This window comes from Paenibacillus rhizophilus, assembly GCF_003854965.1.
Classification (GTDB): Bacteria; Bacillota; Bacilli; order Paenibacillales; family Paenibacillaceae; genus Paenibacillus_AQ; species Paenibacillus_AQ rhizophilus.
Window position 1 is genome coordinate 1 of record NZ_RQPI01000023.1, and the last position, 25,429, is coordinate 25,429.

A 25,429-nucleotide genomic window follows, 5' to 3' on the forward strand; every position below is an offset into this window, starting at 1 on the left:
ATTAGGCACGCCGCCAGCGTTCGTCCTGAGCCAGGATCAAACTCTCCAATAAAGTATTGAAAGAGCGATTCGCTCATTTTGAAACATCTGACGAGAATTTGCATTCTCTTCATTTTGGAACTCGCTAGAAGCGAATTCCCACTCACTCGTTGTTCAGTTTTCAAAGATCAATTTCTCTTCCAGTGCATCGCCGTGTCTCTTGCAGCGACCTTTATAATATATCACAGTCTAGTTACTATCGTCAAGCTTTTTTATTTTTTCTTTTTAAAAGCGCTTTTCGATAGCTTGCTGCTTCATATCATGTCCGAAGAGCCGAGTATTAATGTATCACATAACGCGAATGCGCGTCAACTACCCAAATAAGGTAATTTTTAAACCTACGAGCATGGCTACTCCCGGGAGCCCCAGAACCGACACCGTTCCTATCGTTGCAGGGTTCAATGGGATATACACTCCTCCGGCTAATTGGGTGAAATCGACGATATACAGACCTAACGCCGCCAGGATCAGGTGGGAGCCGAAAAGGCCCAGCCACCCCCAGCCCAATCTTTTTTTAAACAAAACTGCCACCAGCAGCACTGCGGAGAGAATCAGTATGCCTGTCGCTATTATTTTCATTGCAGCTCCTCCTTATCTTCAAACGGTTCTCGTAGCCGGTCGCGGTTTAATCCGATTCTTTTGGCATGCTTCAGATGAATTTGATACTTCCGTTCAGCGGCCTCCAAAATAAAAATGGCATAATCGATCTGGTCTTGGCCTACGGCTTCATCAAACATCAGGTGAGCTCTTTCCCACTCCATATGAGCCTTCCTTACCTCGGTAAAAACATCCCACTCCTCCCGGCCCTCCTCCTGCCCATTACCGTTCTGCCTGCGCCATGCGCTCAACCAACCCATCCCGATTCCTCCTTTATAGTGAATTTACTGTGAAGACCACTTTCATCTCCATACATTCTCATTCATATCGGGACAAGGACAAACTTAGAACTATGAAGTAGCAGCTTCGCGTAGCGTTTTTATGGACAGGCACCGCTTCGCGCCGGAATATAGGGTGTTTTACCAAAATAGATGTTATAAAAAGTTTCCAAATAAAAAAGAAGCCTTTAAGCAGGCTTCTTGGGCAAAATAAGATTTTATTGGATTAAAACAACTCGCGCCGGCCCTCCAGCGCCTTGGACAAGGTCACCTCATCCGCATATTCGAGATCGCCGCCAACCGGCAGACCATGGGCAATTCTTGTTACTTTGACTTCAAAAGGACGGACGAGCCGGGAGATATACATCGCTGTAGCCTCTCCCTCAATATTGGGATTCGTCGCCAGAATAAGCTCCTGCACTCTTTCGTCGCTGAGCCTTGTCAGCAGTTCCTTTAACCGGATATCATCGGGTCCGACGCCCTCCATTGGAGAGATAGCGCCCTGCAGAACATGATAGTACCCGTTAAATTCTTTGGTCCGCTCCATGGCGACAAGATCTTTGGAATCCTGCACCACGCAAATTACCGAGGCGTCACGCTTCTTGTCCTGGCAAATCCGGCACGGGTCGGTATCGGTAATGTTGCAGCAGACCGAGCAATAGTGAAGATTGCGTTTCACGCTGACGAGAGCTTTGGCAAAATCAATCGTCTCGTCTTCTTTCATGTTCAGCACATGAAAGGCAAGCCGGGCGGCCGTCTTGGGGCCGATTCCCGGCAAACGCGTAAAAGCATCGATCAGCTTGGCAAGCGGTTCGGGGTAATACAATAGGCTATCTCCTTTATGTTTAGCTTAAGCTTTTGCCCTTGTTTAGAACAGGCCCGGGATCTTCATGCCTCCGGTGAATTTGCCCATATCCGAATTAGCCAGCTCATCCGCTTTGGTCAGGGCGTCGTTTACCGCCGTAATCACCAAATCCTGCAGCATTTCCACATCTTCCGGATCTACCGCTTCCGGCTTGATTTCGATGGACAGCAGTTTCTTGTGTCCGTTAACCTGAACGGTTACAACCCCGCCGCCGGAGGAGCCTTCCACCGTCTTGCTGCCAAGCTCTTCCTGGGCCTTCAGCATCTGCTCCTGCATTTTTTTGACTTGCTTCATCATTTGGTTCATATTATTCATTCGTTATCGTCTCCTTTAACTGCGCGCATTTGGCGCATATGGTATGCTGCGGGTCAATCTTTTATGACAACGAGGTCCTCGCCAAAAAGCTGAATGGCCTCGTCAATCCAAGGTTCCTTGGAAGCCTCTCCGGTCTCATGCTCATGCTCCAGACGGAGTTCCTCCTTGTCCAGAGGCTTCGCCGATTTCACGGAAGCTTCGTTCCAATCGCGGAGCATGACAGTGACCAATCGGTACGGCTTGCCGAGACGGGTCTCCAGAACGCGTTCGATAACCTGCTTATTTGCCGGCTTCTCGGTCGTTTCCCGGTGTATCGTATTCTTGAAAGCAACCAGTACCGCGTCGTCGGTCATCGATACGGGTTCTCCATCGACAAACCAGGCGTGAACCGTTACCTTCTCTTCCTTGACGGCCTGAAGCACCTGGCCCCACTGCTTATACACAGCCGCAAAATCGCCGCTGTCCTTGCCCGCTAAGAATTTATCCATTTGGGGCGGCAGCTTGGAGGAGGAAGACACCCGCGGAGCAGAGGAAGAACGGCTGCCCGCTGGTTTCGGCGCGGCGTTATCCCGGCCATTTGCTGCAATACCGCCGGACTGAAGCGCCTGTTCCAGCTTTTTCTCCAAGGCGGCAATCTGCCGCTTGAGCACATCCAGCTCCCCGTTATCGGCCGGTGATGGGCTTCCGCCCATATGCGCCTGCGTCCCGAGAGTATTATCACTCTCCTTCGGACTGCACAGCTTCATAAGCGCTACCTCAAACAGGGTCTGAGGATGCGTGGCGTATTTCATCTCGCTCAAATAACGATTCAGCGTATCTACAGTTTCGAACAGCCGCTCACGCGAGAAGGCCGCAGCCATATCCTGAAACTCCGCAGGATTCAGCACTCTGTCGGTCAAACCGGCAGAGCCCGGCACCATTTTGATCATAAGCAGATCACGGAAGTAATGAAGCAGGTTCTCCAGGCATTTGTCGGCGCTCTTCCCCTCGTGCATCAGTTGTTCGACCAATTCGAGCAGTTGACCCATATCGCTCTCCAAAATAGCTTTGGCCAGGCGGGCAAATTGTTCCGCCGGTATGCCGCCGGTCATGCCCAGCACCTGCTGATAGGTCACATGTCCATCTGTAAAAGAGGAGATCTGATCCAGAACGCTGAGCGCGTCGCGCATCCCCCCGTCCGACAGACGGGCAATATACTGCAGTGCGTCGTCCTCGGCGGAAATGCCCTCCTTTTCGCAGATGACCCTCAGGCGGGCTGTCTGTTCCTCGAGCGAAACTCTACGGAAATCAAAGCGCTGACAGCGCGATATAATCGTCGCAGGCAGTTTATGAGGCTCCGTTGTCGCCAAAATAAACATGACATGCGCAGGCGGTTCCTCGAGCGTCTTCAGAAGAGCGTTGAAAGCCTCCGTAGTCAGCATATGCACTTCGTCAATAATATACACTTTACGCCGCACCTCGGTAGGTGCGTACTTCACTTTATCCCGCAGGTCGCGGATTTCCTCCACGCCCCGATTGGACGCAGCATCGATTTCCTGTACATCCATCACCGCGCCCGAAGCAATTCGCAAGCAGGAAGGACATTCATTGCACGGCTCCGGGCCCGGGCCCCGCTCGCAGTTGACCGCTTTGGCCAATACTTTGGCAGCAGTCGTCTTGCCGGTGCCCCGAGGGCCGCTGAACAGATAGGCGTGTGAAACCCGCTGCTCGCGAATCGCGTTCTGAAGCGTCTGGATAATGTGCTGTTGTCCGACCATGTCCTGAAACGCTTGAGGCCGCCAGGCACGGTACAACGCGATGTGTTCCACTTAAGCATTACCCTCTTTCAACCGCCGCTTCCCGGGCGTTAATCGCTTCATTAATTATACTATATTCTCCGGTCCATGACCAAAAACAAAAAGCATCTCCGCTTGTCGCAAAGATGCTTGTTATTATCCTAAATGTAAACCGCGCACCTGTTATTGATGGCTGCGATCCGAGCGGCAACCCTACGCCGCTGCTCGGGCTAGGCTGCCCTCCGGCACAAGAGCAAACTTGCTTATGGCTGCTTCCTTCCGGACCTGACCAGGTTCACAAGCACTCATTGCGGAGGACCCAACCGTCAACACAGCACGTAGGGACCAAGCCTCACATCGACAGCACCTCTAACAGGAATTCAACCTCGCTATAGCGGATTGCGAGTTACAGGGCACCGCTACCTCCCCGTCTAGCACGGCGAAGATAAGTATAGCCTACGCCGGGGCAAAAATCAACTGGATAAGAAAACCGTCCTCGCCGTCTTTATAAAGACGGTTTGTTCTCTCTGGAAGCATACACAATATAATGAGTTTAGAAAAAAACGAAGCCCTCTGCCATAAAGCAGAGGGCTTTCTACCGATTCTTGCCGACCAGCGGCAGACCGGATTAGATTCCGTATTTCTTCTTGAATCTGTCGACGCGGCCGCCGGCATCCAGGAACTTCTGCTTGCCAGTGAAGAACGGATGGCATGCGGAGCAAATTTCGACGCGAAGATCCTGTTTCACAGAACCGGCTTCGAACGTGTTGCCGCAGGCGCAAGTTACAGTTACGACATTATATTTCGGTTGAATTGCAGTTTGCATTTAAATTTCACCTCTTTTGCCCTGAGCCTCAGGCGGACCCAGAGTTAATATAAGACACATAAATGTAGTTTAGCACGAACAAAGCAGGGAGGCAATAGCATTCCATCCCGAATTATTCATTGCCGCTTCATGGCGAAACCCGCACTATGGCTTTTTTCTGCCGCGCTTCTCCTGCCGGAGGCACATGCGTATACGAGCCGATGACCACTTCCGGCAATTCCTCACGGAAAATTTCGAGCATCGTCTTCATTCCCAGGATCTCTCCTTGGGGCGGCGGGATCAGCTCAAGATAGCTCTCCGGGTCAATATTTAGATTGCGCATCTGGATCAGCTTGAGCCCGGTGCGCTTTACAAACTCAACCATGGCTTCAACCTCTTCTTCCCGATCGGTGACCCCCGGAAATACCAAATAGTTGATGGAAGTGTATACGCCCTGAGAGGCTGCATATATCAGCGACTTCTCCACATTGGCAAGAGTGTAGCCGCGAGGCTTGTAATAGGCGTTGTAGTGATCACCCAGCGCGCTGATCGTGCTGACGCGCATTAAATCGAGTCCGGCGTCGACAATCCCGCGAATATGATCGCTGAGCCCGGCGTTGGTATTGATGTTGATGTAACCCATATCCGTAATCGACCGGACTTCACGGACCGCCTCTATGATAAGCTTCGCCTGCGTGGAAGGCTCTCCCTCGCAGCCCTGACCGAAGCTGATAATCGATTCCGGCGTCTTCAGATGCTCCAGCATCACCTGTACAATCTCGTCGACTCTTGGCCGGAAATTCATCCGCGTCTGCGGCGAGACAAAGCCGCTGTCATCCGGCTGCTCGGAAATACAGCCGAAACAGCCCGCATTGCACGAATACGACACCGGAACGGCGCCCTCCCATCGGTTCAAAAAGGTATTGGAGGAGGTCAGGCATTCATAGCCGAGCGCACAGTTCGAGAGATGTCCGTACAGACGGTTCTCGGGATATTTCGCAGTCAGGCTGCCAACCCCGCTGTGCACAGCGTCCCGGTCGCAGTTCATCGGATTCCATTTCTGGGGATCGTCGGACTGCTCGGCGGCCACATAGAAGCCACCGTCTTTCCATACGACGGCCGAATAACCGAACAGCGGCAGCTTGTACGATTTATCGGTCTTGATATATCCCGGCAGACAGAGGCGGGTAAAGCCCTGCGGAAGCAGCGCTCCTACCGCCTGCGAGCCTTCCGGCAGCGGCAGCATTTCGCCGGTGGACGGGTTCATTCCGACGGCTCTCGTATTCGGCAGAAGAGAAAGCATCGCCCCTTCCGGCAGCGGAATCAGTTCTTCCTCCAACAGTTCGACAATCATATCCCCGCTGCGGGCCAGCCCGTACAGCTCGGGATGATCGTATACGTTTCCTTGCCCGTCGGCATATACCAAATGCATGTTATTCTCCTCTTGATCTTATTTCTTAGGTTGTAGTCGTTACGGAAGCCGGTTTTGTGCGCATCGGGCGCCGGGCGGAAGCTCCGCTGTTCGACGTCCCGCCGCTGCTTGCGGTGCCGCTGGCCGATTCCTTGCTGTCGGCCGTATCGAAGGAGGCCAGGAACTCGGCATTCGTCTTGGTGTTGCGCAGCTTTTTGATAAAGTTCTCTACAAAGTCGTAGGAGTCATTCATATTTTTACGGATGGTCCAAATAGTATCCAGTTCTTCCTTGCTCAGCAGCACTTCTTCGCGGCGCGTGCCGGAACGGCGGATATCGATGGCCGGAAAAATGCGGCGTTCCGCAAGCTTCCGGTCAAGATGCAGCTCCATGTTGCCCGTACCCTTGAATTCTTCATAAATAATATCGTCCATCCGCGAGCCGGTATCAATCAGCGCCGTCGCGAGAATGGTGAGACTTCCGCCTTCCTCGACATTCCGCGCCGAACCAAAAAAGCGCTTCGGCCGGTGGAATGCCGCCGGGTCGATCCCGCCGCTAAGCGTACGGCCTGAAGGAGGGACAACGAGATTATAGGCGCGCGCAAGGCGAGTAATGCTGTCCAGCAGTATGACGACGTCTTTTTTGTGTTCGACAAGACGAAGCGCCCGCTGAAGCACCAGCTCCGCCACCTTGATATGATTTTCGGGAAGCTCGTCGAACGTCGAGGCGACCACTTCGCCTTTTACGGAACGCTGCATATCGGTAACTTCCTCGGGACGTTCGTCAATCAGCAGTACAAACAGTTCAATCTCGGGGTTGTTCGTGGAGATGCTGTTGGCAATTTCTTTGAGCAGGAGCGTCTTGCCGGCTTTGGGCGGAGCGACAATCAAACCGCGCTGTCCCAGCCCAACGGGTGCAAGCAGGTCCATGATGCGGGTGGACAAATGGGTAGGCGTTGCTTCAAGCGTAAGCTTATCTTGAGGATATAACGGCGTAAGGGCCGGGAAATGAAGGCGTTCGGCAGCAGTGGCCGGATTCTCGCCATTGACGGCATTGACTTGCAGCAGCCCGAAATAACGCTCGTTCTCCTTGGGCGTCCGACATTTGCCGGATACCAAGTCTCCGGTCCGAAGGTCGAATTTGCGGATTTGCGAAGCCGAAATATAAATATCCTCCGCGCTGGGCAAATAGTTGATCGGTCTAAGAAAACCGTAGCCCTCCGGCAATATTTCCAGCACGCCTTCCATAAACATCAGACCGCTCTGTTCCGCCTGGGCGCGCAGAATGGCAAAAATCAATTCTCTCTTCTTCATCTGCCCATAATAGGGAATCTGATATTTCTTAGCCAACTTGTATAATTCGGTCAGCTTCATTTCTTCCAAGTCGGAAATTTGAAGATCCATGTAATAACCACCTATTCAATTTATAAGTTCATAACAATAACGTGAACGCGCAAACTAAAAAAGCCAACAGTAAAGCAAATCTGGCATATCAGAAAATTAGAATGACAAAATGCAGAGGGTGGGTGAGCGGCAACTGGACGCGCCGGGCGCCGATGGATAACCGCAGGACCTTGCGCTTGCGGTATATGCCTGAATTCAGAAGCGAGGAATCGGTTGAACAGCATCATATAATCGTCGGTTGTGCTGCAATACTTGATTTCGCATGGATTGTTTCGGTTGTATAATAAAAATCCTCATTAGGATAGCATTACCCAAAATGGAGGAAGATATGCAGATTATTGCAAATCTTTTTTGAAAAATCGGGGGAATTCCTTAACGAATCGCATGGCGGCCGCCAATAAATGATATGTCTTCGCTATTGGCGGCCCTCCATGCGTTCCGCTTCAGAATAAAAGCGCTTGAGGACTATTCTTCCTCCCGCCAGACCTCGGCACCCAGTTCACGGAGATTGGATACCAGATTGTCATAACCGCGGTCGATATATTCGACCCCCGTCACTTCCGTTATGCCGTCTTCAACGGTCAGTCCGGCAATGACGAGCGCAGCGCCGGCTCTAAGGTCGGCTGCTTTGACTTTGGCCGCATTCAGTCTGTTGCCCTCAATAATGGCCGACCTTCCTTCAACACGTATCTTCGCTCCCATACGCAATAGCTCCGGAACATGCTTGAAGCGGTTGCTGTAAACGAAATCGCTAAGCACACTCACGCCTTTCGCCTGGGTCAGCATCGTGGTCATCGGCGATTGAAGATCGGTAGCGAAGCCGGGATAGACAAGCGCCTTGACATCGGCCGGTTCGTAGACCGCTTTACCGATGACGCGGATGCTCTCATCGAGTTCTTCCACTTCGACGCCCATCTCCAGCAGCTTCGCCGTCAATGCCTCCAGATGCTTGGGTATCACATTGTCTATAAGCACGTTGCCGCGCGTGGCAGCTGCAGCGATCATGTATGTTCCTGCTTGAATTCGGTCGGGGATAATGGAATGACGGCACCCGTGCATCTCTGATACACCCTCGATCCGGATCGTTTCGGTTCCGGCGCCCTTAATAACGGCGCCCATGGAATTAAGTAAAGTGGCTACATCTATAATCTCAGGCTCTTTAGCCGCATTTTCGATAATGGTAGAGCCTTTGGCCCGGGAAGCCGCAAGCATAATGTTAATAGTCGCACCGACGCTGGATACGTCGAGGTAAATCTTTGCGCCGCGCAGTTCCTTGGCATATAAATGAATGGCGCCATGTTCGTTGGAGACGGTCGCACCAAGCGCTTCGAATCCCTTGATATGTTGGTCGATAGGTCTTGGTTCGAAATTGCAGCCTCCGGGAAGTCCGATGGTCGCTTCTTTGAAGCGTCCGAGGAGTGCTCCCATCATGTAGTAAGAAGCCCGAAGCTTCTTGACAGGACCGTTGGGCATAGGAATGGAAATGATTCGGGAAGGATCGATTCTCATTTGGCTGCCCGACCAGGATACTTCGGCGCCAAGCTCTTGAAGAATTTCAGAATAGACGGCCACATCGCTAAGGGAGGGCAAATTATCCAGAACAACTTCCGATTCTGCCAAAATCGCCGCAGGTATGAGCGCAATCGCACTGTTCTTTGCTCCGCTGATCGTCACCATGCCTTGCAGCGGACGCCCACCGCCAATCATTAATTTTTCCATTGATTATCTGGTTCCCCCTAGATGTATTGCAGCTGCTTTCGATAATAATAGCTGACGCATCATAAAAAATGGCGGGAAAGCACAGCGGGGCTGCCTGAAACGCAGCCCCGCTGCCCGCATCGCTTGATCCGAAAGGATATGAATTATCTGTATTTAAATGGAAAGACACCGTCTAAGCGGTGTGCTCTCCAAATGACGCTATTCCATTCATTATAACCGATTGAAGCTGACTTGCCCATTATACACGATTAAGCTTTGTTGTTGGAACCGAATTCGCGGATTTTGCCGATAACCGTTTGTTTGATGGCTTCGCGGCCCGGTGCGATGAACGTACGAGGGTCATAAGCGTCCGGTTTGGCTGCCAATACTTCGCGGACAACCTTGGCGAATGCGATTTGGTTCTCGGTGTTTACGTTGATTTTGGAAGTGCCAAGGGAGATCGCTTTGTCAATGTCATGTTTCGGGATGCCTGTGCCGCCATGAAGAACAAGCGGAATTTGAACAGCGTCGCGAACTTCTTCCATTTCCTTAAATCCAAGGTTAGGCTCGCCGAGGTAAGGTCCATGTACGGAACCAAGCGCCGGAGCCAAGGCATCAACGCCAGTTTCTTTTACGATAGCTACACACTCATCCAGTTTGGCGTACATAATGCCGCCAATAACGTCGTCTTCCTGTCCGCCAACCGTACCAACTTCGGCTTCAACGGAAACACCTTTGGAGTGAGCGTAGTTAACGACTTTCTTGGTCATTTCGATGTTCTCTTCGATCGGATGGTGGGAGCCGTCGATCATAACGGAAGTAAATCCGGCGTCGATAGCTTCTTTACACTTGTCAAAGCTGGATCCATGGTCGAGGTGAATCGCTACAGGAACCGTAATTTTCATGTCTTGAATAAGACCTTCCACCATTTTAACCACAGTGTTGAATCCGCCCATATGACGCGCTGCGCCTTCGGATACACCGAGAATAACAGGGGATTTCTCTTCTTCTGCTGCGCCCAAAATTGCTTGGGTCCATTCAAGGTTGTTAATGTTGTATTGACCAACCGCGTATTTTCCTGCAAGAGCTTTGTTCAACATGTCTGTCATCGATACCAATGGCATAATTCATCCTCCTAAAAATGGTTTCTCGCTTTTTTATTAAGCCGACATCACATACAGGCCTATTATAGCACAACCTGTCTCAAATACTAAATAGTTTAGACAAAAAAATGTCCCGGCGGGACGTAATTCGCCCAGCCCTCTGGTGTTAAGATAATGTTGCGATCCGGTCTTCTTTTTATTACCCCAAATGATCCACAAGCATACATCCGGAAAGTATCATGTGACTGCCAATCCCGAGCCGGCGGAAGTCCCTCAAAAAAGGGACTCTGCTTATCGCAGAATCCCCGGCTTTAACTGTAATGGTCGACAGAGCCTGTGCTTAAATGCATATTGACCGCCACCCGCATTTCATCAATATCGAACGGTTTGGTAAAATGCATAAGTGCCCCGAGCTTCGTCGCTTCCTTGATCATGTCCAGCTCACCGTACGCCGTCATCAGATTACCTTGATCTCCGTATTGATCTCTTTAATATGCTTTAAAATTTCCAGTCCGTCCATTCCCGGGATTTTCATGTCGAGGAGAACCAGATCGGGGCAGTCGCTGCGCACAATATCCAAAGCCGCTTTTCCGTTAGCTGCTTGAAAAGTCGTGTAGCCTTCGCTATTAAAAACCTCCATAAGCAGGATTCGAATCCCGTTTTGGTCATCGACGATCAATACTTTCTTTTTCTTTTTCTCCATTCGTAACCCTCCCCAGATATGTGGCCGATCCACCTTACCGCGTCCGACAGTCTTCGCATAAATCCATACGAAGAACTATAATTCGTGCTTGACCACGAAACTCCTGCTATATGGAAAAAAATGCGTAATTATACGTCTTAAAACAGTACAAATGCAGGTTGCCGCCCCCAAGTGGAAAGACCGCTCCACAAAGTTCGGCCTGGACCTTAACCATACTCAGGGATTGCCTGGCCCCGTAGCCCCTAAAAAAAGAGCCTCCCGCAAGGGAAGCTCTTAATGTCCGGAGGTCCGGATTATGGAAAACGCCGGCCGATCTTACAATTGCTCCGCATGAACGAGCGAGGCTTTGACAAATTCACGGAACAGCGGCTGAGGACGGTTCGGACGGGAAATGAATTCCGGATGGAACTGAACCGCCAGGAACCACGGATGACCCGGAAGCTCTACGATCTCGACCAAACGTCCGTCCGGGGAAGTACCGGAAATCAGCAGGCCTGCTTTTTCGATTTGATCGCGGTAGGAATTATTGAACTCGTACCGGTGACGATGGCGTTCATACACAAGCTCTTCTCCGTAACAGGATATGGCCAGGGAATTCGGCTGAAGCTTGCAAGGATAAAGACCCAGACGCATCGTGCCTCCAAGGTCCTCGATATCCTTCTGCTCGGGCAGCAGGTCAATGACAGGGTATGGCGTTGCCGGATCAATCTCCGAGCTGTTCGCTCCCGCCATTCCCAGGATCGAACGGCCGTATTCGATAACGGATACCTGCATTCCCAGACAAATGCCGAAGAAAGGCACACCCTTCTCGCGGGCATAACGGATCGCGGAAATCTTGCCTTCGATGCCCCGGTCGCCGAAGCCGCCAGGCACCAGTATTCCGCCGACGCCGCGCAGTATCTCGTCCACATTCTCGTCGGTTATCTCCTCAGCGTTCACCCAGCGGATGTTGACTTCGGAATTAGCGTCGAATCCCGCGTGGGAGAGGGACTCGACTACGCTGAGGTAAGCATCGTGCAGTGCCACGTATTTGCCGACAATCGCGATCTCCACGTTGCGCTCCAGCTTGTTGATGCGCGCAAGCAAGGCTTCCCATTCACGCATATCCGGCGCCGGCGTAGTCAGCTTCAGATGGTTGACGACAATCTCGTCAAGTCCTTCGTTGCGCAGATTAAGCGGAACCTCATACAGCGTCGAAGCGTCGCGGCATTCCACAACCGCATTCGCGTCGATGTCGCAGAACAGCGCAATCTTTGCCTTCATGTCTGCGGAAAGCTCGTATTCCGTGCGGCAGACGATCACATTAGGCTGAATTCCGATGCTGCGAAGCTCTTTGACGCTGTGCTGGGTCGGTTTGGTCTTCACTTCGCCCGCAGCCTTGATATAAGGAATGAGGGTTACGTGGATATACATTACATTTTCACGGCCGATATCGCTCTTGATTTGACGGATGGCTTCAAGAAAAGGCAGACTCTCGATGTCGCCGACGGTGCCGCCGATCTCGGTAATGACGACGTCCGAACCGGTCTCGCGGCCTGCGCGGAATACCCGTTCCTTGATTTCGTTCGTAATATGGGGAATGACCTGGACCGTGCCGCCCAGATACTCTCCGCGTCTTTCCTTGCTGATTACCGAAGAGTACACTTTACCTGTCGTCACGTTGCTGTTCTTGGACAGGTTGATGTCGATGAACCGCTCGTAGTGCCCGAGGTCAAGGTCGGTCTCCGCTCCGTCATCCGTAACGAATACTTCACCGTGCTGGTAGGGACTCATCGTTCCCGGGTCCACATTAATGTACGGATCGAATTTCTGGATCGTCACCTTAAGACCCCTGTTTTTGAGCAGCCTGCCTAGCGAAGCAGCCGTAATTCCCTTGCCCAGGGAGGACACAACGCCACCCGTTACAAAAATATACTTTGTCAATGCATAACCCTCCTAAATAATATCCGTAAAATCAGGCGATATATGATGTTATCGTAACCCGTTTTCAGAGCGGCAAAACGGAGAAATTCAAAATCACCTAAATCTCTCGGGGAAGCCCTCACGTTGGTCCGACTTGCGTCATAACAGCGTTATCCGGCATCAAAATGATATCTAAAAAACAAAAAAGTGACACCCGCAGAACCGGGGGCACTTTTTATTTTTGAAAATATAGAATTTAAATTCATCATAAGCCCATCAAATAGTTTACTCTGTCGGCTTTGTTGATGTCAAGAAAGAATTATTGGACGAGAAACGTCTTAAATTTTGTCGTCGTCTTCATCATCCGAAGCTTCATCGTCGGCCTCTTCCTCGGCTTCCTCATCGTCCTCTATATCCTCTTCCTCTATATCCTCATCGTCTATTACGACTTCTTCGTCGACTTCCTCATCGCTGTCATCGTCGGAATACAGATCGTCGCGGTCCTCGTCGATCACGTCAAAGTCTTCGTCATCGCCGGAGTAAGAGTCTTCTTCTTCGGTGAAATCGTCATCGTCATCATCGTCTTCATCATTGATGATGCGCGGACGCTTGGAGTTGCCGATCGGATCGTCGGAGCGCTCCAGCGGATACCAGCGCTTCAGACCCCACAGGTTGGTTCCGACACAGGCAAAACGCCCGTCGATATTAATTTCGGTATATAACTGGGCAATCGTATCGTTGATCTCTTCTTCGGACATTCCGCGCAGCTTGGCCACCTCGACCATCAGATCACGGTAATAGAACGGCGTATTGGCCGTTTTCAGAATCAGAAACGCCAAGTCCACCATCGGCATTTCTTTGATTTTTTCAGGATCCAGCTTCAAATTAAGTGGCGTACTCACTTTCGGGACACTTCCTCTCACGCATTGTTCACGCTATGGCTTTACTCAGTCGTTATTTCGTTAACATTCATTGACAAACCTAAGTAAAACCTATTTGGGAACAAAATGCAAGTCAAATTGGTGCATAGGGATGCCCCTGATTTCGGAAGGCCGGTATCAACCGTTTAATGAAGTTTCCCCGAAAAAACTGGGTGGACGGAGTCTCGAAAAAATGCCGCCGATTCCGAAGTGGCTGTCAACCGGACGGCGAAGATGTGCGGAGACAAGAAGAAACGGCTGCGCCATCCTCTCCGGAGCTTATGCTTCCGAAGCGAGCGATACTCGTATCGCCTGCAGGCATCCGTTTCTCGTCGAAATATAAAGCCCCTAAAATAAGGGCGCAGCTTATAAATTCTTATTATTTTAATAAAAAGGCGGAGGAAGCTCCTCCGCACCTGACTGTATCCACGCCAAGGATTGGCTCGGCGTTGTTTCAAAGAGGGCCTTCCCTCTTACACTATTTTATGTGTTCGACTCTCTTTTGACACGACACACGGCCTATTTCAGCAAAAAAAGGCAAGTTCCCACGCGGGCTTCTCCCCCTCCTCATAAAATATGGAAGTACGGCAGCAGGAGGGGATTGCAGAACAATGGACTTTCACGAATTTTGGAAACTGGTGCTTGAAGAAGCAGCGGCCGCTCCCGGAAACGCTGAACGGCGAATCGTTACTTTTCACGATCCCCGTCAGTATGCCGGAGCGCTGTCGCAGTGGAAATCCCTAAAGTCGCGCCGGCCCGGACTGCGCAGGGTCAAAGTGTCTCCACTGATCCGGGCCTTTTTTGTGCCAGCGGCCGGAGCCGTGAAGCTGGTGCAAAGATATTCCGAAGCTGTCGCCGTCGAAGAGGATCTGCGCATTCAAATCCATTCACATACCCAGTCTCCTGCCGCGAATAAGAATTCGCACTCTCTGCCTTGGGGCGTCAGGGCGATTCGCGCTCCCCAGGCATGGTCGAGATCGACCGGCGTTCATATTAAAATCGGCGTCATTGACACCGGAGCGGATTTCCTCCATCCCGATCTTAAGAGTTCGCTCGCCTCCGGAGTGAATCTGTTGCATCGCGGCATGCTGCCTATAGATGATAACGGGCACGGCACGCATATCGCCGGAACGCTCGCCGCCGCTGGCGGCATGCGGGGCATGATGGGGGTGGCGCCGCGTTCCCTAATTTATCCGGTCAAAGCCTTCGATCATACCGGCTCGGCTTTTGTGTCCGATATCGTGCTCGCCATCGATTGGTGCGTTCAGAACCGGATCGATCTCATTAACATGAGCTTCGGAATGAAAAGCCGCAGCAATGCGCTGCATGACGTTGTCGTCAAAGCCTACCGTGCCGGCATTCCGATTATTGCCTCGTCGGGCAATGACGGGAAACGGGGGGGAGACTACCCGGCCCGGTACAGCGAGGCCATCGCCGTTGGCGCTATCGACCGCAAGCGCCGCGTCGCCTCCTTCAGCAACCACGGTTCCTATATCGACGTATACGGCCCGGGGGAAAATGTCACTTCCTGTTGGCCGAAGGAAGGCTACAAAGAAATGAGCGGCACCTCCATGGCAACCTCCCATGTGACGGGAGCCGCCGCCCTGCTGCTCGCTCTGCGCCCGGGGATTACGCCCCGGGAGCTGAAGCTGGCGCTGCGCCGCACCTCATCGCCGCTGCTGCTGCGGAAGGGCCAGCGCCGCGCTACGCTGGGCGGAGGTGCGGTAGACGCGATGCGCCTGCTGCGGGCGCGGGCAAGGCGGCCGACAGGCGCCGGGTCGGCGCCGCGAATGCCGGGCTGAAGGCTGAGTCGGCATTCAGCTTTAAATCCATGATAAGAAGCCGCCCCGGGGGGGCGGCTTCTGGCTTGCGTGCGGTTAAACGCGGCTGGTGGATGCGCGTATTGGGTATAAGGCGCCTACATCCGTTCCGGCGCCGTCACGCCAACAAGGCGCAGCACGTTCGCAATGGATTGGCGGACGGCGCCGAGGAGCGCGAGCCGCGCGAGCGTCTGGGCGGCGTCTTCGGTGATGACGCGCTCCGCCTTGTAATAGCTGTGGAAGAGCGCGGCCAGCTCGTACACATAGCGGATCAGGCGGTGCGGCGCGTAGCCCTCGGCGGCCAGAGCCACCTCGAAAGGAAGCTCGCCGACTTTGCGCAGCAGGGCGTATTCATGCTCCGCCGTCAGCTTCGAGTAATCGATTCCGGCCAATTCCGGCAGGGTAATACCCTGCTCCTCGGCTTGACGGAATACGCTGCAAATACGCGCATGCGCGTATTGTACATAGAATACCGGATTTTCGTTTGAGGTCGAAACGGCGAGATCCATGTCGAAGTCCAGATGGGAATCCATGCTGCGCATAGTAAAGAAATAGCGGATCGCGTCGACGCCGACTTCGTCCATTAAATCCTCCATTGTGACCGCCTTGCCGGTCCGCTTGGACATTTTTACCTTTTCACCGTCCTGGAACAGACTGACCATTTGGGCGATCAGTACGACCAGCTTGTCCGGATCGTTGCCCAGCGAAGCCATCGCCGCTTTCATCCGCGGAATGTATCCGTGATGGTCGGCGCCCCAAATATTGATCATTTTGTCGTATCCACGGCCGTATTTATCGCTGTGATAGGCGATATCCGGCGTAAGGTACGTATAGGTGCCGTCGTTCTTAATCAGCACGCGGTCCTTGTCGTCGCCGTACTTGGTGGTCTGCAGCCAGGTGGCGCCGTCCAGCTCATATACTTCGCCGCGGTCCCGCAGCTCGTCAAGCGCGCGCAGCACTTCCCCGGTTTCGTATAACGAAGTTTCGCTGAACCAGATGTCGAAAGGCACGCGGAATCGTCCGAGGTCGCGCTTGATTTTGTCCAGTTCCTTCTCCAGTCCGTAAGTGCGGAAAAAGGCGGCCCGGTCTCCGGGCGTCATCTCCAGCAGCGAATCACCTTTTTCGGCGACAAGCTCTTTGGCAAAGCCCTTGATGTCTTCGCCAAAATAGCCATCCTCCGGCATTTCCGCCGGCTGGCCCAGCTCCTGCAAATACCGGGTCTCGATCGACTTGCACAAGTTGGCGACCTGGTTGCCTGCGTCGTTGATATAATACTCGCGCGTAACCTCGTATCCGGCGAAATCCAGCACGTTACATAGCGCATCACCTACGGCTGCTCCACGGGCATGGCCAAGGTGCAGGCTGCCCGTCGGGTTGGCGCTGACGAACTCGACTTCAACCTTCTGTCCCTGACCGGCGTCGGTGCGGCCGTAATCATCACCCTGCTCCAGGGAAAGACCGATGACCGGATACAGGTAGGACTTGGACAGCGTAAAGTTAATGAATCCCGGGCCGGCGATTTCCGCTTTTTCAATCGAGGCCTTGCTCAAATCCAGATGCTCCACAATCGCCTCGGCGATCTGGCGCGGATTGCGCTTCGCGATCTTGGTCAGCTGCATGGCGGCGTTAGTCGCCAGATCGCCATGGGCTTTGTCCTTCGGCACTTCCAGCACAATGCTCGGAAGCTCTTCCCGCTGAACCAGGCCGGCGGTGACAACCGCATCGGCGATGGCTTCTTTCACCCTTTCATTGATCAGGGCAAGCGGATTTTGACTTTGTTTCATCTTTAGGGTTCCTCCTGTATATGCAAACTGATGGCAAACTGTCCCGACGGCTCGTTGTACACATATAATTCGTATTCCCATTTTACCGTCAGGGAACGTCCTTGCCTCGAGATGCCGAGCATTCTTGTCTCGGTGGAAAGATTGAATTGGGTATATGGAGACCGGTAAAATCCAGGCAGACGCTGTCCGCTCCGAAAAGACTGCTCGGACTCGACTCCGCCATGACGGATAATCCGGAGCTCGTCATCCAGAATCTTGATCGTTGTCCGTACGGAGTCTGCCGGGCCTTCCGGTCCCTGGCTGGGCTCCTCGAAACGGATATACAGCTGCGGCCCCTTCTGCAGGGCCTCCCCGCCAACGCTGAAAACGCTTGTCTCTCCTTCATGCAGGCTGGCGAGCGTAACGGAAACGCCATATTTATGCGGCTGGTTGTCTGGCACCCTCGCCCCTCCATTCTTCGCGGCTCCGCTTCCGCGCGGGCCGTCATCTTTCCCATTGTATTACTATAATCAGTTCATCGGGCCAATTCAATCGCTATATTAATGAATATTCAAATTCAGACAAAGCGTTGCAGAGCGATCGCCTGAATCCCCCGCAGCCATTCACGAACTTCTCTAATATAGAAAGGCATTGAACTTTCCGGCTGAAGGCTGCACTGGATTATGTAGAATTTTAACATACCGCACTTCATAATCACACTCGCCCTGACCGGTTCCGCTAGATAGATGCAAATAAAAAGGGGGCCCCGCAGCCATTTCTTGACTTTCGGGTCACCCCCAATGCTCTATTCCTTAAAGGTCATTCCATTCAGCACCCGCCGTTCTTGCGCTGTCTGCTCCCGGGATGCTCGGCATTCCGAATGCTACTTACTTCGTATTAAAAGAGAGCTTCAGCTTCCATGTGTAGCCGCCGTCCTGCGTGGCATACAGTGAAGACTGCCCCGGCCCTCTGACGGCAAGCCAGCCCTCCTTGTCTCCGGTGAAAGAAATCACTCCGTCAAATCCCGGAATGCCGGGCAGGTTGCTCCACTGCTTGCCGCCCGTGTAAGAGCGGCCTACGCCGACCTCTTCCCCGGCCGGTGAGTAGCCGAGCAGGAAGGCGCCGCCGCCGGCCAGCTGCATATTGCCGGGCTTGCCAGCGACTGGACCTTTCGCCAGCGGATTCCCGCCGCTTCCCGGCGCCGGTCCGCCGCCCGCCGTTGACTGGGCGATAACGCGCCGCCAGCTCCCGCCGCCGTCCGCGCTGGCGTACAAAGAATAGGACGTCTGGGACATGCCTGTGTCCCCGTACAACACCGTCCATACCTGACTACCCTTGGCGTAAATATCGCCGAGTACCGGATAGGAGAACGCTGATTTCAGCTTAAGCGACCATCTCTTACCTCCGTCTGCCGTCTTCATGACCCGGTAGCCCGCGCCCGGAGCGACCGTTACCGCCCAGCCGCTGCTGCGGCTTGTGAAGACCGCACCGCGGGTGTTGGCGGGGGTCCGAATCTTGCTCCAGCTCTCCCCTCCGTCGCTGGTGTAGTAGGCAAAGGCCCAATCATATGCAAATCCGTGCTGGCGGTCGATAAAATCGATTTTTGTAAAACTGACCGGATCGTTTGATAGCCGCTTCCAGTGCGACCCTCCGTCCATCGTCCGGATCAAATAGCCGGATTGTCCGTCCTGAACGGACGCCAGCGCCCAGCCATAGACATTGTCGGGAAAGTCGATTTTCCGGAAAGACCATTGGCCTTCATAAATCGTCTGAAACGTACAGCCGCCGTTCGATGTTCCGATCATGAAGCCGTTTCCCACCGCGCGGCCCGTATTTGCGCCCAAAAACTGAATATCGGAGAAGACCAGCGGCGATTCATTGGCATTCAAATGCTTTTTCTGAAGCTCCTGGAGCAGTCCGTGATCGCCGGTTCCGCAGACAGGCGCCTGCGCTGACGCCGCCCGCGGCGCCTCCGCGCTCCAGCCGGTCAAAGCCAACAGGGCCGCTGAAAGAAGCAGCAGCGCTTTGTTGCGTAATCTTTTAGTCAATATCATGTCAGCACCTCCTTTATCCATTACCCGGCTCTCGCCCTTCTATAAAAGGTATACGCCAAAGTCGTACAGGCATCCACCTAATAATAATCACAGAATGGAGACAATTTATTCACCGGCGGCCGGTTCCGGAATAGGTCACGCGCCGTTTCCTCAGCCTTCATGAATATCCGAACTCTTCCTTCCCCATAATGAATAGAAGAATCCATCTTGTGCAAAGGAGCATGGTATCATGCCGTCTCAATCTTCCGATAAGCCTGTACGGAAAAAAAGCCGCTGGCGCAGAGCCCTCCGGCTGCTGGCCGGTACCGCGGTTCTGCTGCTTCTCGCCGCCGGCGCGCTGCTCGGCTATTTATACCAGAAGGACCTCCCGCCGATTCCGGACGATGCCCGCTCCAGACTGCTGGACTCCCGTGGAAATGTGCTGGCCGTCTTCTCTGCCGACGGGCGCAGCCATGATCCGGTGGGGCTTAAAGATATATCCCCTTTGCTGATTCAGGCGACGCTCGCGGTGGAGGACCGCAAATTTTATGAGCATACCGGATTTAATTTCAAGAGCATGGGGCGGGCGGTGCTGGTTAATCTGGAAAAGGGAAGCCGCTCCCAGGGCGCCAGCACGCTGACCCAGCAGCTTGCCCGAAACCTGTATCTTTCCCATGAAAAAACGTGGACCCGCAAGGCCAAAGAAGCATTTTATACGCTGCAGTTGGAGATGAAGTACAGCAAGGACGACATTTTGCGCATGTACCTCAATGAAATTTATTACGGCCACGGCGCATACGGCGTCGAGGCAGCCTCCCGGATGTATTTCGGCAAACCCGCCGCTTCGCTTGATCTTGCGGAAAGCGCGCTCCTGGCCGGTATTCCGAAGGGGCCGACGTATTATTCACCGTACAATCACCCGGACAACGCCAAAAATCGCCAGAGGATCATCCTGTCCTCCATGGTAGAAATGGGCGAAATCACAAAGGCGGAGGCTGCCCGGGCGGAGGCGGAGACTCTGGATATTAAACCCCGGGAAGAGCAGACGGCTTCGCAATCGGCGCCCTATTTCCGCGACTATGTAGGCACCGCGGCTGCAAAGCTGCTCGGCATCGGCACCGATGAGCTGGAACTGGAAGGGCTGAGCGTATATACCACGCTCGATCCGGATATGCAGCAGGCGGCGGAAGCGGCGGTTGCACAAGGGATGGCGGGAGCGGGCGGCCTGGAGACGGCGCTCGTCTCCATTGATCCCCGCACCGGTTATATCAAGGCCATGGTCGGAGGCGTCAATTACCGCGCCAACCAGTTCAATCATGCGCTCGCGACAACCCGCCAGCCCGGTTCCTCCTTCAAGCCGATTATGTACTTGACCGCGCTGTCCGGGAAGGAAATGACGGGCCTTACCGTCTTCAACAGTCAGCCGACTCTGTTCCATTACGACAACAACCGCAAGACGTACCAGCCCCGGAACTTCGGGGATAAATACCTCGGCGAGATCAACATGCGCCAGGCGATCGCGGCCTCGGACAATATCTACGCCGTCAATACCATCATGAAGGTGGGGCCGGAAAAGGTCATTGAAATGGCCCGCAAGATGGGCATCGTCAGCCCGCTTTCGGACGTGCCCTCGCTTGCGCTCGGCGCTTCGCCGGTCAGCCCGCTCGAAATGGCCGGAGCCTTCTCTGTAATCGCGGACGGAGGCGTCAAAATGCCGGCGCCGGCGATCCTGAAGATAACGGACGCCAAGGGAAACATACTGTACGAAGCGCCCAAGGCGAAAGGGGAAAGCGTCGTCTCACCGGCAGCCGCTTATGTGCTGACCCGGCTGATGGAAGGCGTGTTCGAGACGGGGGGAACCGGCAACCGGGTAGCCTCGCTGATCAAGCGTCCCGTCGCCGGCAAGACCGGAACGACGGATACCGATGCCTGGATGGTCGGCTTTACACCGGAGCTGGCCACCGCCGTCTGGGTAGGCTATGACAAAGGACGCGATATTACGACTACCGAAGGAAGACGGGCGGCGCCGATTTTTGCGCAGTATACGGAAAAGGCGCTGGAGAATGTGCCTCCGAAGATTTTTCCGATTCCCGACGGCGTCGTCAGCGTCTACATCAACCCCGAATCCGGCAAACTGGCCACCGCGGCCTGCCCGGATAAGGCGCTGGAGACCTTTATCAGCGGCACCGAGCCGACCGCCTACTGCGATTTGCACGGAGGTGGCAAAGAAGGGGCGCAGGCGGCAGGAAATGACGCCAAGCAGGGGGGCGTTTCCGGAGAAGACCATTCCTGGTGGAGCGATATCAAGCGCTGGTGGCTCAATTAGTTCCTGCCCTTGCACGGCGGGTAAAGGTCCGGTACGATAAGACACATCAAGCTAAGAAGAAACGGCTTCGCCGTCCTCTGGAAGAGGAAGGCATCCGTTTCTCGTAAAAATATCAGGTTAAGGTTAAGCGCGAAGCTTATACTTTCTGATATTTCAAGAAGAACGGCTTCTATCCGCTTTTGTAAGAGAGGTGGCCTCTATACGTGGTACCTATTAACCAAAATGACTGCCGCAAGCCTGAAGGTCTGCCTCCATCCTCACTCTATGCCCTGTCCGCACTCCATGCGGCGCCGCTGCTGCTCGGCCAGCATCTCGTCCGCCTCACGGAGGACGGGGAGATCCGCTGCCGGATCGTGGAGACGGAGAGCTATGGCGGAGCGGAAGACAAAGGCAGCCACGCCTATGGCGGAAGGCGGACGGACCGCACCGACGTCATGTTCCGCGCCGGAGGAATCGCTTATGTGTATCTCATCTACGGGATGCATCACTGTTTCAATATAGTCACAGCGGGGGAGAACGATCCCCACGCGGTGCTGATCCGCGCGGTGGAGCCTCTCTCCCCCCGGGATGCGCAGCTTATGGCCGCCAATCGCGGAACCGCCATCCGCAAGCCGTCCGACCTGTCCGGCGGTCCAGGCAAGCTGTGCCGGGCGCTGCGCATCGACAGAAGCCTGAGCGGGCTGCTTCTCGACCAGCCCGGCGGACCGCTCCGGCTGGAGAGCGGCGATGATCCGCGCAGTCTTCCTGTTGTCCAGGCTCCGCGCATCAACATCCCCTACGCGGAAGAGTATGCGGCCCTTCCCTGGCGCTTCTACATCAGGGATAACCCGTACGTCTCGGTGCATGACAGCCGGGCCGAGCCCTTTATCTGGACAGAAGACTGCATATAACGTTTCTTCTTCGGTTAATTGGGTAAAAGTGAATAGACCCCAATAAAAGCCTCTCCTTTTATGTGAACCCAAGGAGAGGCTTTTCATTCTGCAACTTTTTCATTCCTCATTCGTCACTATATAGAGTGAGGAATTTCCATTTTTTTGAAAGAAAGAGGGTAAGTCATGATTATCCAAAGCAAAGTCTCCAGAAGAACCGCCGCCCTGTTCACCGCTTCCTCTCTTGCCGCCTTCCTTCTTGCCGCTGCGCCGGCCGAGGGGGCATCCGCCGCCGCTCCGTCCCTTGCTCCGGCAGCCGCACCGTCGACGGCCCAAAAAGTGCCCGTTCAGAGCGTGTTGACCCTGGAGCATGCCGGCTTTCAGGAGAACGGCGCCACTTACGTCCCTTTGAAAGATCTCTCTTCTTCTCTGGATCTTCAGCTGCTGTGGAATCCGGGCAAATCCAGCCTTGAGGTGACGGGGCTGTATCAGGCCGTCAGCCTGAAGGTCGGCCAGCCGAAGGCCTATACTGCGGCGGGGAAGACGATTATGCTGGGCGCTGAGACGCTGGTCCGGAACGGAGTGACGTATGTGCCGGACAAGTTGTTCTCCAAGGCGTTCGGCCTTCCCCTCGCCTGGGAAGGCGGCAATCGGTTCTCCGTGGCTTATACGCCAAAATATATGATGACGTCAGCGGGACGGGAGCTGTTCTGGCTGAACCGGGAGCATGGCGTCCTGTACAGCGGACAAAGCGGCTCTGTGCCGCTCCGGGCAGGGGTGATCCGGGTTGCCGATCTCGACTGGGCAAGCATGTCCGCGCGCCGGATCAATTCCGCCAGTTATGCCGTCGAAATCGAGAATGCCAGCGGTGAGCCGCATATTAATAACACCCGCTGGCGCGCACTTGTTTCAGGCGGTTCCCTGGTGCGTCAGGCAAAGACCCACTATTGGAACCCCCGAATGCTCGGAATGAAACGGGACGTCTTTGCTTTTCAGGGCAATGTGGTCATGGTCGACGGGCAGACAGTCATGCTTGTCAATCCGGACGGCCATATTTATAAAACGTATAACTTGCTGGAGCTTACCGGCATCAATGATGCCTTCGCGGTAGAAGCCGTGGATTCCGACTTTTTGCTGGTCCGGCCCTTCCAGAAAGGCACGCTCATTCTGATAGACCGGCGCAGCGGCCAGACCGTCGAGCTCTACAAGCAACTGATTAGCGCGGCCGATCAAGCCTGGCTGAAGGCGTATCCCGACACCGAAATCGACTATCCCGGCGACAAACTGGCTTATACCGGACGCTCGGGAGATCTGCTTTCTTTCGAGTGGACATCCTTCACCGAAGGGCAGAAGATTCATTTTACGTACATGCTTTCCCCTTTATCTTAAAATACATTTACTGTTATAATAATTAAATAACACCAAATCTGAAGATATAAATGAGGGACATGGGATGAAGGATACCGGCATGATCCGAAGTTTAGACAATCTTGGACGCATTGTGGTTCCCGTAGAAATCCGTATGACGCGCAATATCGACATTGGGGATCCTATCGAGTTTTTCATTCTGGACGATCACATTATTGTATTGCGGAAATACACTTCAACGGAATGTACCTTTTGCAGGAGTCTGGACAATGTCACCTATTTCAAGGATCAATTCATCTGCAGCCGCTGCCTTCAGGAGCTGGTGAACCCGGGTCTGGATGATCGCACACCTGAGCAGGAACCGGATGAGGAGGCCCATGTACCCTCTTCGGATCTTTACGCAGGCAAAAAGAAAACCAAATCGGATGAGCTTCGTGACCGGCTGGAACAAACGATGCAGGAACATCCCGCCGCCAATCAGAAGGAACTTGCCGTGATGCTCGGCATCAGCCAGGCCAGAGTCAGCCAGCTTAAGCGAAAGTTCGCAAACGGCCGGTAGAAACGGCTGTCCCGATGCCTATATATAAAAGGCTTCGCTCTTCCTTGTAAGCAAGGAAAGGCGAAGCCTTTTTTCACGTGTACTTTTTTCGCGTGTAACGGTTCTTCATATCCGCACAAGGTTAAGATCTTACCGCCGTATTCAGCCTTCGAGGGCCTGCTTCAGTTCCTCGGGCGACGCGTTCCACCAGTCCGCGTTATGCGAGATGAGCAGCGACTTCAGCGCTGCTTTCTCCTGCGCGCCGAGCCCCTCGACAACAATTCGCCGCTTAAGCGCTGAGTCAAGCTTGTTCACATGATCCGCAAGGATCTTCCAGCCGCGCTTCGCCTCGCTGTCAATCCACATCTCGCATGCGGTAAGCCCCGCGTAATGCTGGCCTTCCTGCGTGCGTTCAACGGCTACCCAGACCACCCAGACCTGTCTGCCGTCTTGCACATCCTCGCGGTTCATGGAGAACTTGATCCCCTTCTCCACCTTGCTCTTGGCGTGCATGGCACCAATGTCGATGACCGCTTCGCCCCCGTCGATAATTACAGGCGACACGTTGTTCAGTTCGATCGAACCCGCTCCGAATCCTTTATGCTTGCTTTTGGCGTTCACAATATTCAAAGCAATCTGCTTCTTGCCATCCGGCTGCTTGTTGTCCATGCCGCACTCCCTTCCCTGGTGTATAAATTAATGGTTTATAGGCGTCCTTCAAGAACGCTGTCAGACGTTTCTTCTTGAAATATAAGAATGTATAAGCTGTGCGCTTATTATTTTGACTTATATTTCTACGAGAAACGGTACCGTCCCTAAAAGGACGGCGAAGCCGTTTCTTCTTGAATAATTTAATTTTAGCTAATAATACGGCGAATGCCAACATATACATCCCGTAG

Annotated in this window: 23 protein-coding genes, 1 other RNA gene and 1 pseudogene; 7 read left to right on the forward strand and 18 right to left on the reverse strand. The window is 53.6% G+C overall.

Going from position 1 to position 25,429, the window contains the following annotated elements; genetic code table 11:
• Positions 1-351: 351 nt before the first annotated feature.
• The 9 genes from EH198_RS22905 to rho form a co-directional block, all read right to left on the reverse strand.
• Positions 352-618, reverse strand: a complete 267-nt coding sequence (locus tag EH198_RS22905; RefSeq protein ID WP_124697829.1) for a pro-sigmaK processing inhibitor BofA family protein — start codon at positions 616-618, stop codon at positions 352-354.
• The gene (locus tag EH198_RS22910; RefSeq protein ID WP_246014506.1) at positions 615-896 is read right to left on the reverse strand and encodes a hypothetical protein; all 282 of its coding nucleotides are present in this window, start codon (positions 894-896) and stop codon (positions 615-617) included. The genes EH198_RS22905 and EH198_RS22910 overlap by 4 nt, the downstream gene beginning before the upstream one ends.
• 244 nt (positions 897-1,140) lie before the next feature.
• A complete protein-coding gene (gene recR, locus EH198_RS22915) occupies positions 1,141-1,740 on the reverse strand; it encodes a recombination mediator RecR (RefSeq protein ID WP_124697830.1) in 600 nt (199 codons plus the stop codon).
• Positions 1,741-1,782: 42 nt separating this feature from the next.
• Entirely contained in the window at positions 1,783-2,094 is a 312-nt protein-coding gene (locus EH198_RS22920; RefSeq protein ID WP_124697831.1) for a YbaB/EbfC family nucleoid-associated protein, read from the reverse strand.
• Between the two features lie 53 nt (positions 2,095-2,147).
• Positions 2,148-3,902 (reverse strand): DNA polymerase III subunit gamma/tau, encoded by a 1,755-nt coding sequence (dnaX, locus tag EH198_RS22925; protein WP_124697832.1) that lies wholly within the window; start codon positions 3,900-3,902, stop codon positions 2,148-2,150.
• A 139-nt stretch (positions 3,903-4,041) separates the two neighbouring features.
• Positions 4,042-4,309, reverse strand: an RNA gene (gene ffs / locus EH198_RS22930) — signal recognition particle sRNA large type.
• 188 nt (positions 4,310-4,497) lie between these two features.
• The gene (rpmE, locus tag EH198_RS22935) at positions 4,498-4,695 is read right to left on the reverse strand and encodes a 50S ribosomal protein L31 (RefSeq protein ID WP_025695904.1); all 198 of its coding nucleotides are present in this window, start codon (positions 4,693-4,695) and stop codon (positions 4,498-4,500) included.
• A gap of 127 nt (positions 4,696-4,822) precedes the next feature.
• Positions 4,823-6,106, reverse strand: coding sequence for a radical SAM family protein (locus EH198_RS22940; RefSeq protein WP_124697833.1), 1,284 nt, complete (start codon positions 6,104-6,106; stop codon positions 4,823-4,825).
• Between the two features lie 25 nt (positions 6,107-6,131).
• Positions 6,132-7,487 (reverse strand): transcription termination factor Rho, encoded by a 1,356-nt coding sequence (rho, locus tag EH198_RS22945; RefSeq protein WP_124697834.1) that lies wholly within the window; start codon positions 7,485-7,487, stop codon positions 6,132-6,134.
• A 41-nt stretch (positions 7,488-7,528) separates the two neighbouring features.
• Between rho and EH198_RS24410 the strand changes: the two genes are divergently transcribed.
• A complete protein-coding gene (locus EH198_RS24410; RefSeq protein ID WP_148091530.1) occupies positions 7,529-7,771 on the forward strand; it encodes a hypothetical protein in 243 nt (80 codons plus the stop codon).
• A 181-nt stretch (positions 7,772-7,952) separates the two neighbouring features.
• On the opposite strand, the gene EH198_RS22950 is transcribed toward EH198_RS24410, so the two are convergent.
• The 5 genes and pseudogenes from EH198_RS22950 to rpoE all read right to left on the reverse strand — a co-directional run bounded on the left by EH198_RS22950 (position 7,953) and on the right by rpoE (position 13,795).
• Positions 7,953-9,206 (reverse strand): UDP-N-acetylglucosamine 1-carboxyvinyltransferase, encoded by a 1,254-nt coding sequence (locus tag EH198_RS22950; RefSeq protein WP_124697835.1) that lies wholly within the window; start codon positions 9,204-9,206, stop codon positions 7,953-7,955.
• A 248-nt stretch (positions 9,207-9,454) separates the two neighbouring features.
• Positions 9,455-10,309 carry a class II fructose-1,6-bisphosphate aldolase gene (gene fba / locus EH198_RS22955; protein WP_124697836.1) on the reverse strand — a complete coding sequence of 285 codons (855 nt, stop codon included), beginning with the start codon at positions 10,307-10,309 and terminating at the stop codon, positions 9,455-9,457.
• Positions 10,310-10,599: 290 nt separating this feature from the next.
• Positions 10,600-10,991, reverse strand: a pseudogene (locus EH198_RS22960) (response regulator).
• 315 nt (positions 10,992-11,306) lie between these two features.
• Positions 11,307-12,914, reverse strand: a complete 1,608-nt coding sequence (locus tag EH198_RS22965; RefSeq protein ID WP_124697837.1) for a CTP synthase — start codon at positions 12,912-12,914, stop codon at positions 11,307-11,309.
• A gap of 317 nt (positions 12,915-13,231) precedes the next feature.
• Positions 13,232-13,795, reverse strand: coding sequence for a DNA-directed RNA polymerase subunit delta (gene rpoE, locus EH198_RS22970; protein WP_124697838.1), 564 nt, complete (start codon positions 13,793-13,795; stop codon positions 13,232-13,234).
• 130 nt (positions 13,796-13,925) lie between these two features.
• Between rpoE and EH198_RS24840 the strand changes: the two genes are divergently transcribed.
• Positions 13,926-14,156 carry a hypothetical protein gene (locus tag EH198_RS24840; RefSeq protein WP_185703032.1) on the forward strand — a complete coding sequence of 77 codons (231 nt, stop codon included), beginning with the start codon at positions 13,926-13,928 and terminating at the stop codon, positions 14,154-14,156.
• 268 nt (positions 14,157-14,424) lie between these two features.
• Positions 14,425-15,615, forward strand: a complete 1,191-nt coding sequence (locus EH198_RS22975; RefSeq protein ID WP_124697839.1) for a S8 family peptidase — start codon at positions 14,425-14,427, stop codon at positions 15,613-15,615.
• Positions 15,616-15,731: 116 nt separating this feature from the next.
• On the opposite strand, the gene argS is transcribed toward EH198_RS22975, so the two are convergent.
• The 3 genes from argS to EH198_RS22990 form a co-directional block, all read right to left on the reverse strand.
• Positions 15,732-17,417, reverse strand: a complete 1,686-nt coding sequence (argS, locus tag EH198_RS22980) for an arginine--tRNA ligase (RefSeq protein WP_124697840.1) — start codon at positions 17,415-17,417, stop codon at positions 15,732-15,734.
• Positions 17,418-17,419: 2 nt separating this feature from the next.
• Entirely contained in the window at positions 17,420-17,857 is a 438-nt protein-coding gene (locus EH198_RS22985; protein ID WP_124697841.1) for a YwiB family protein, read from the reverse strand.
• Between the two features lie 426 nt (positions 17,858-18,283).
• Positions 18,284-19,450 (reverse strand): hypothetical protein, encoded by a 1,167-nt coding sequence (locus tag EH198_RS22990; protein WP_124697842.1) that lies wholly within the window; start codon positions 19,448-19,450, stop codon positions 18,284-18,286.
• 229 nt (positions 19,451-19,679) lie between these two features.
• Between EH198_RS22990 and EH198_RS22995 the strand changes: the two genes are divergently transcribed.
• The 4 genes from EH198_RS22995 (at position 19,680) to EH198_RS23010 (ending at position 24,551) form a co-directional block, all read left to right on the forward strand.
• A complete protein-coding gene (locus EH198_RS22995; protein WP_124697843.1) occupies positions 19,680-21,755 on the forward strand; it encodes a transglycosylase domain-containing protein in 2,076 nt (691 codons plus the stop codon).
• Positions 21,756-21,958: 203 nt separating this feature from the next.
• Positions 21,959-22,645: a DNA-3-methyladenine glycosylase gene (locus EH198_RS23000; protein WP_342772051.1), complete on the forward strand. Its 687-nt coding sequence runs from the start codon at positions 21,959-21,961 to the stop codon at positions 22,643-22,645.
• Positions 22,646-22,810: 165 nt separating this feature from the next.
• Positions 22,811-24,013 (forward strand): stalk domain-containing protein, encoded by a 1,203-nt coding sequence (locus EH198_RS23005; protein WP_124697844.1) that lies wholly within the window; start codon positions 22,811-22,813, stop codon positions 24,011-24,013.
• 64 nt (positions 24,014-24,077) lie between these two features.
• The gene (locus EH198_RS23010) at positions 24,078-24,551 is read left to right on the forward strand and encodes an AbrB/MazE/SpoVT family DNA-binding domain-containing protein (protein WP_124697845.1); all 474 of its coding nucleotides are present in this window, start codon (positions 24,078-24,080) and stop codon (positions 24,549-24,551) included.
• A gap of 141 nt (positions 24,552-24,692) precedes the next feature.
• Here the strand turns inward: EH198_RS23010 and EH198_RS23015 are convergent, their stop codons facing one another.
• On the reverse strand, positions 24,693-25,199 hold the full coding sequence (locus EH198_RS23015) for a YwhD family protein (RefSeq protein ID WP_124697846.1): 507 nt from the start codon (positions 25,197-25,199) through the stop codon (positions 24,693-24,695).
• Positions 25,200-25,429: the final 230 nt, after the last annotated feature.

What these genes read in the sequence shown, in the direction of transcription:
- EH198_RS22905 (WP_124697829.1), bottom strand. Translation starts at nt 618, where the DNA reads ATGAAAATAATAGCGACAGGCATACTGATTCTCTCCGCAGTGCTGCTG.
- EH198_RS22910 (WP_246014506.1), bottom strand. Translation starts at nt 896, where the DNA reads ATGGGTTGGTTGAGCGCATGGCGCAGGCAGAACGGTAATGGGCAGGAG.
- EH198_RS22920 (WP_124697831.1), bottom strand. Translation starts at nt 2,094, where the DNA reads ATGAATAATATGAACCAAATGATGAAGCAAGTCAAAAAAATGCAGGAG.
- rpmE (WP_025695904.1), bottom strand. Translation starts at nt 4,695, where the DNA reads ATGCAAACTGCAATTCAACCGAAATATAATGTCGTAACTGTAACTTGC.
- EH198_RS22940 (WP_124697833.1), bottom strand. Translation starts at nt 6,106, where the DNA reads ATGCATTTGGTATATGCCGACGGGCAAGGAAACGTATACGATCATCCC.
- rho (WP_124697834.1), bottom strand. Translation starts at nt 7,487, where the DNA reads ATGGATCTTCAAATTTCCGACTTGGAAGAAATGAAGCTGACCGAATTA.
- EH198_RS22950 (WP_124697835.1), bottom strand. Translation starts at nt 9,206, where the DNA reads ATGGAAAAATTAATGATTGGCGGTGGGCGTCCGCTGCAAGGCATGGTG.
- fba (WP_124697836.1), bottom strand. Translation starts at nt 10,309, where the DNA reads ATGCCATTGGTATCGATGACAGACATGTTGAACAAAGCTCTTGCAGGA.
- EH198_RS24840 (WP_185703032.1), top strand. Translation starts at nt 13,926, where the DNA reads ATGCCCCTGATTTCGGAAGGCCGGTATCAACCGTTTAATGAAGTTTCC.
- EH198_RS22975 (WP_124697839.1), top strand. Translation starts at nt 14,425, where the DNA reads ATGGACTTTCACGAATTTTGGAAACTGGTGCTTGAAGAAGCAGCGGCC.
- argS (WP_124697840.1), bottom strand. Translation starts at nt 17,417, where the DNA reads ATGAAACAAAGTCAAAATCCGCTTGCCCTGATCAATGAAAGGGTGAAA.
- EH198_RS22990 (WP_124697842.1), bottom strand. Translation starts at nt 19,450, where the DNA reads ATGATATTGACTAAAAGATTACGCAACAAAGCGCTGCTGCTTCTTTCA.
- EH198_RS22995 (WP_124697843.1), top strand. Translation starts at nt 19,680, where the DNA reads ATGCCGTCTCAATCTTCCGATAAGCCTGTACGGAAAAAAAGCCGCTGG.
- EH198_RS23005 (WP_124697844.1), top strand. Translation starts at nt 22,811, where the DNA reads ATGATTATCCAAAGCAAAGTCTCCAGAAGAACCGCCGCCCTGTTCACC.
- EH198_RS23010 (WP_124697845.1), top strand. Translation starts at nt 24,078, where the DNA reads ATGAAGGATACCGGCATGATCCGAAGTTTAGACAATCTTGGACGCATT.
- EH198_RS23015 (WP_124697846.1), bottom strand. Translation starts at nt 25,199, where the DNA reads ATGGACAACAAGCAGCCGGATGGCAAGAAGCAGATTGCTTTGAATATT.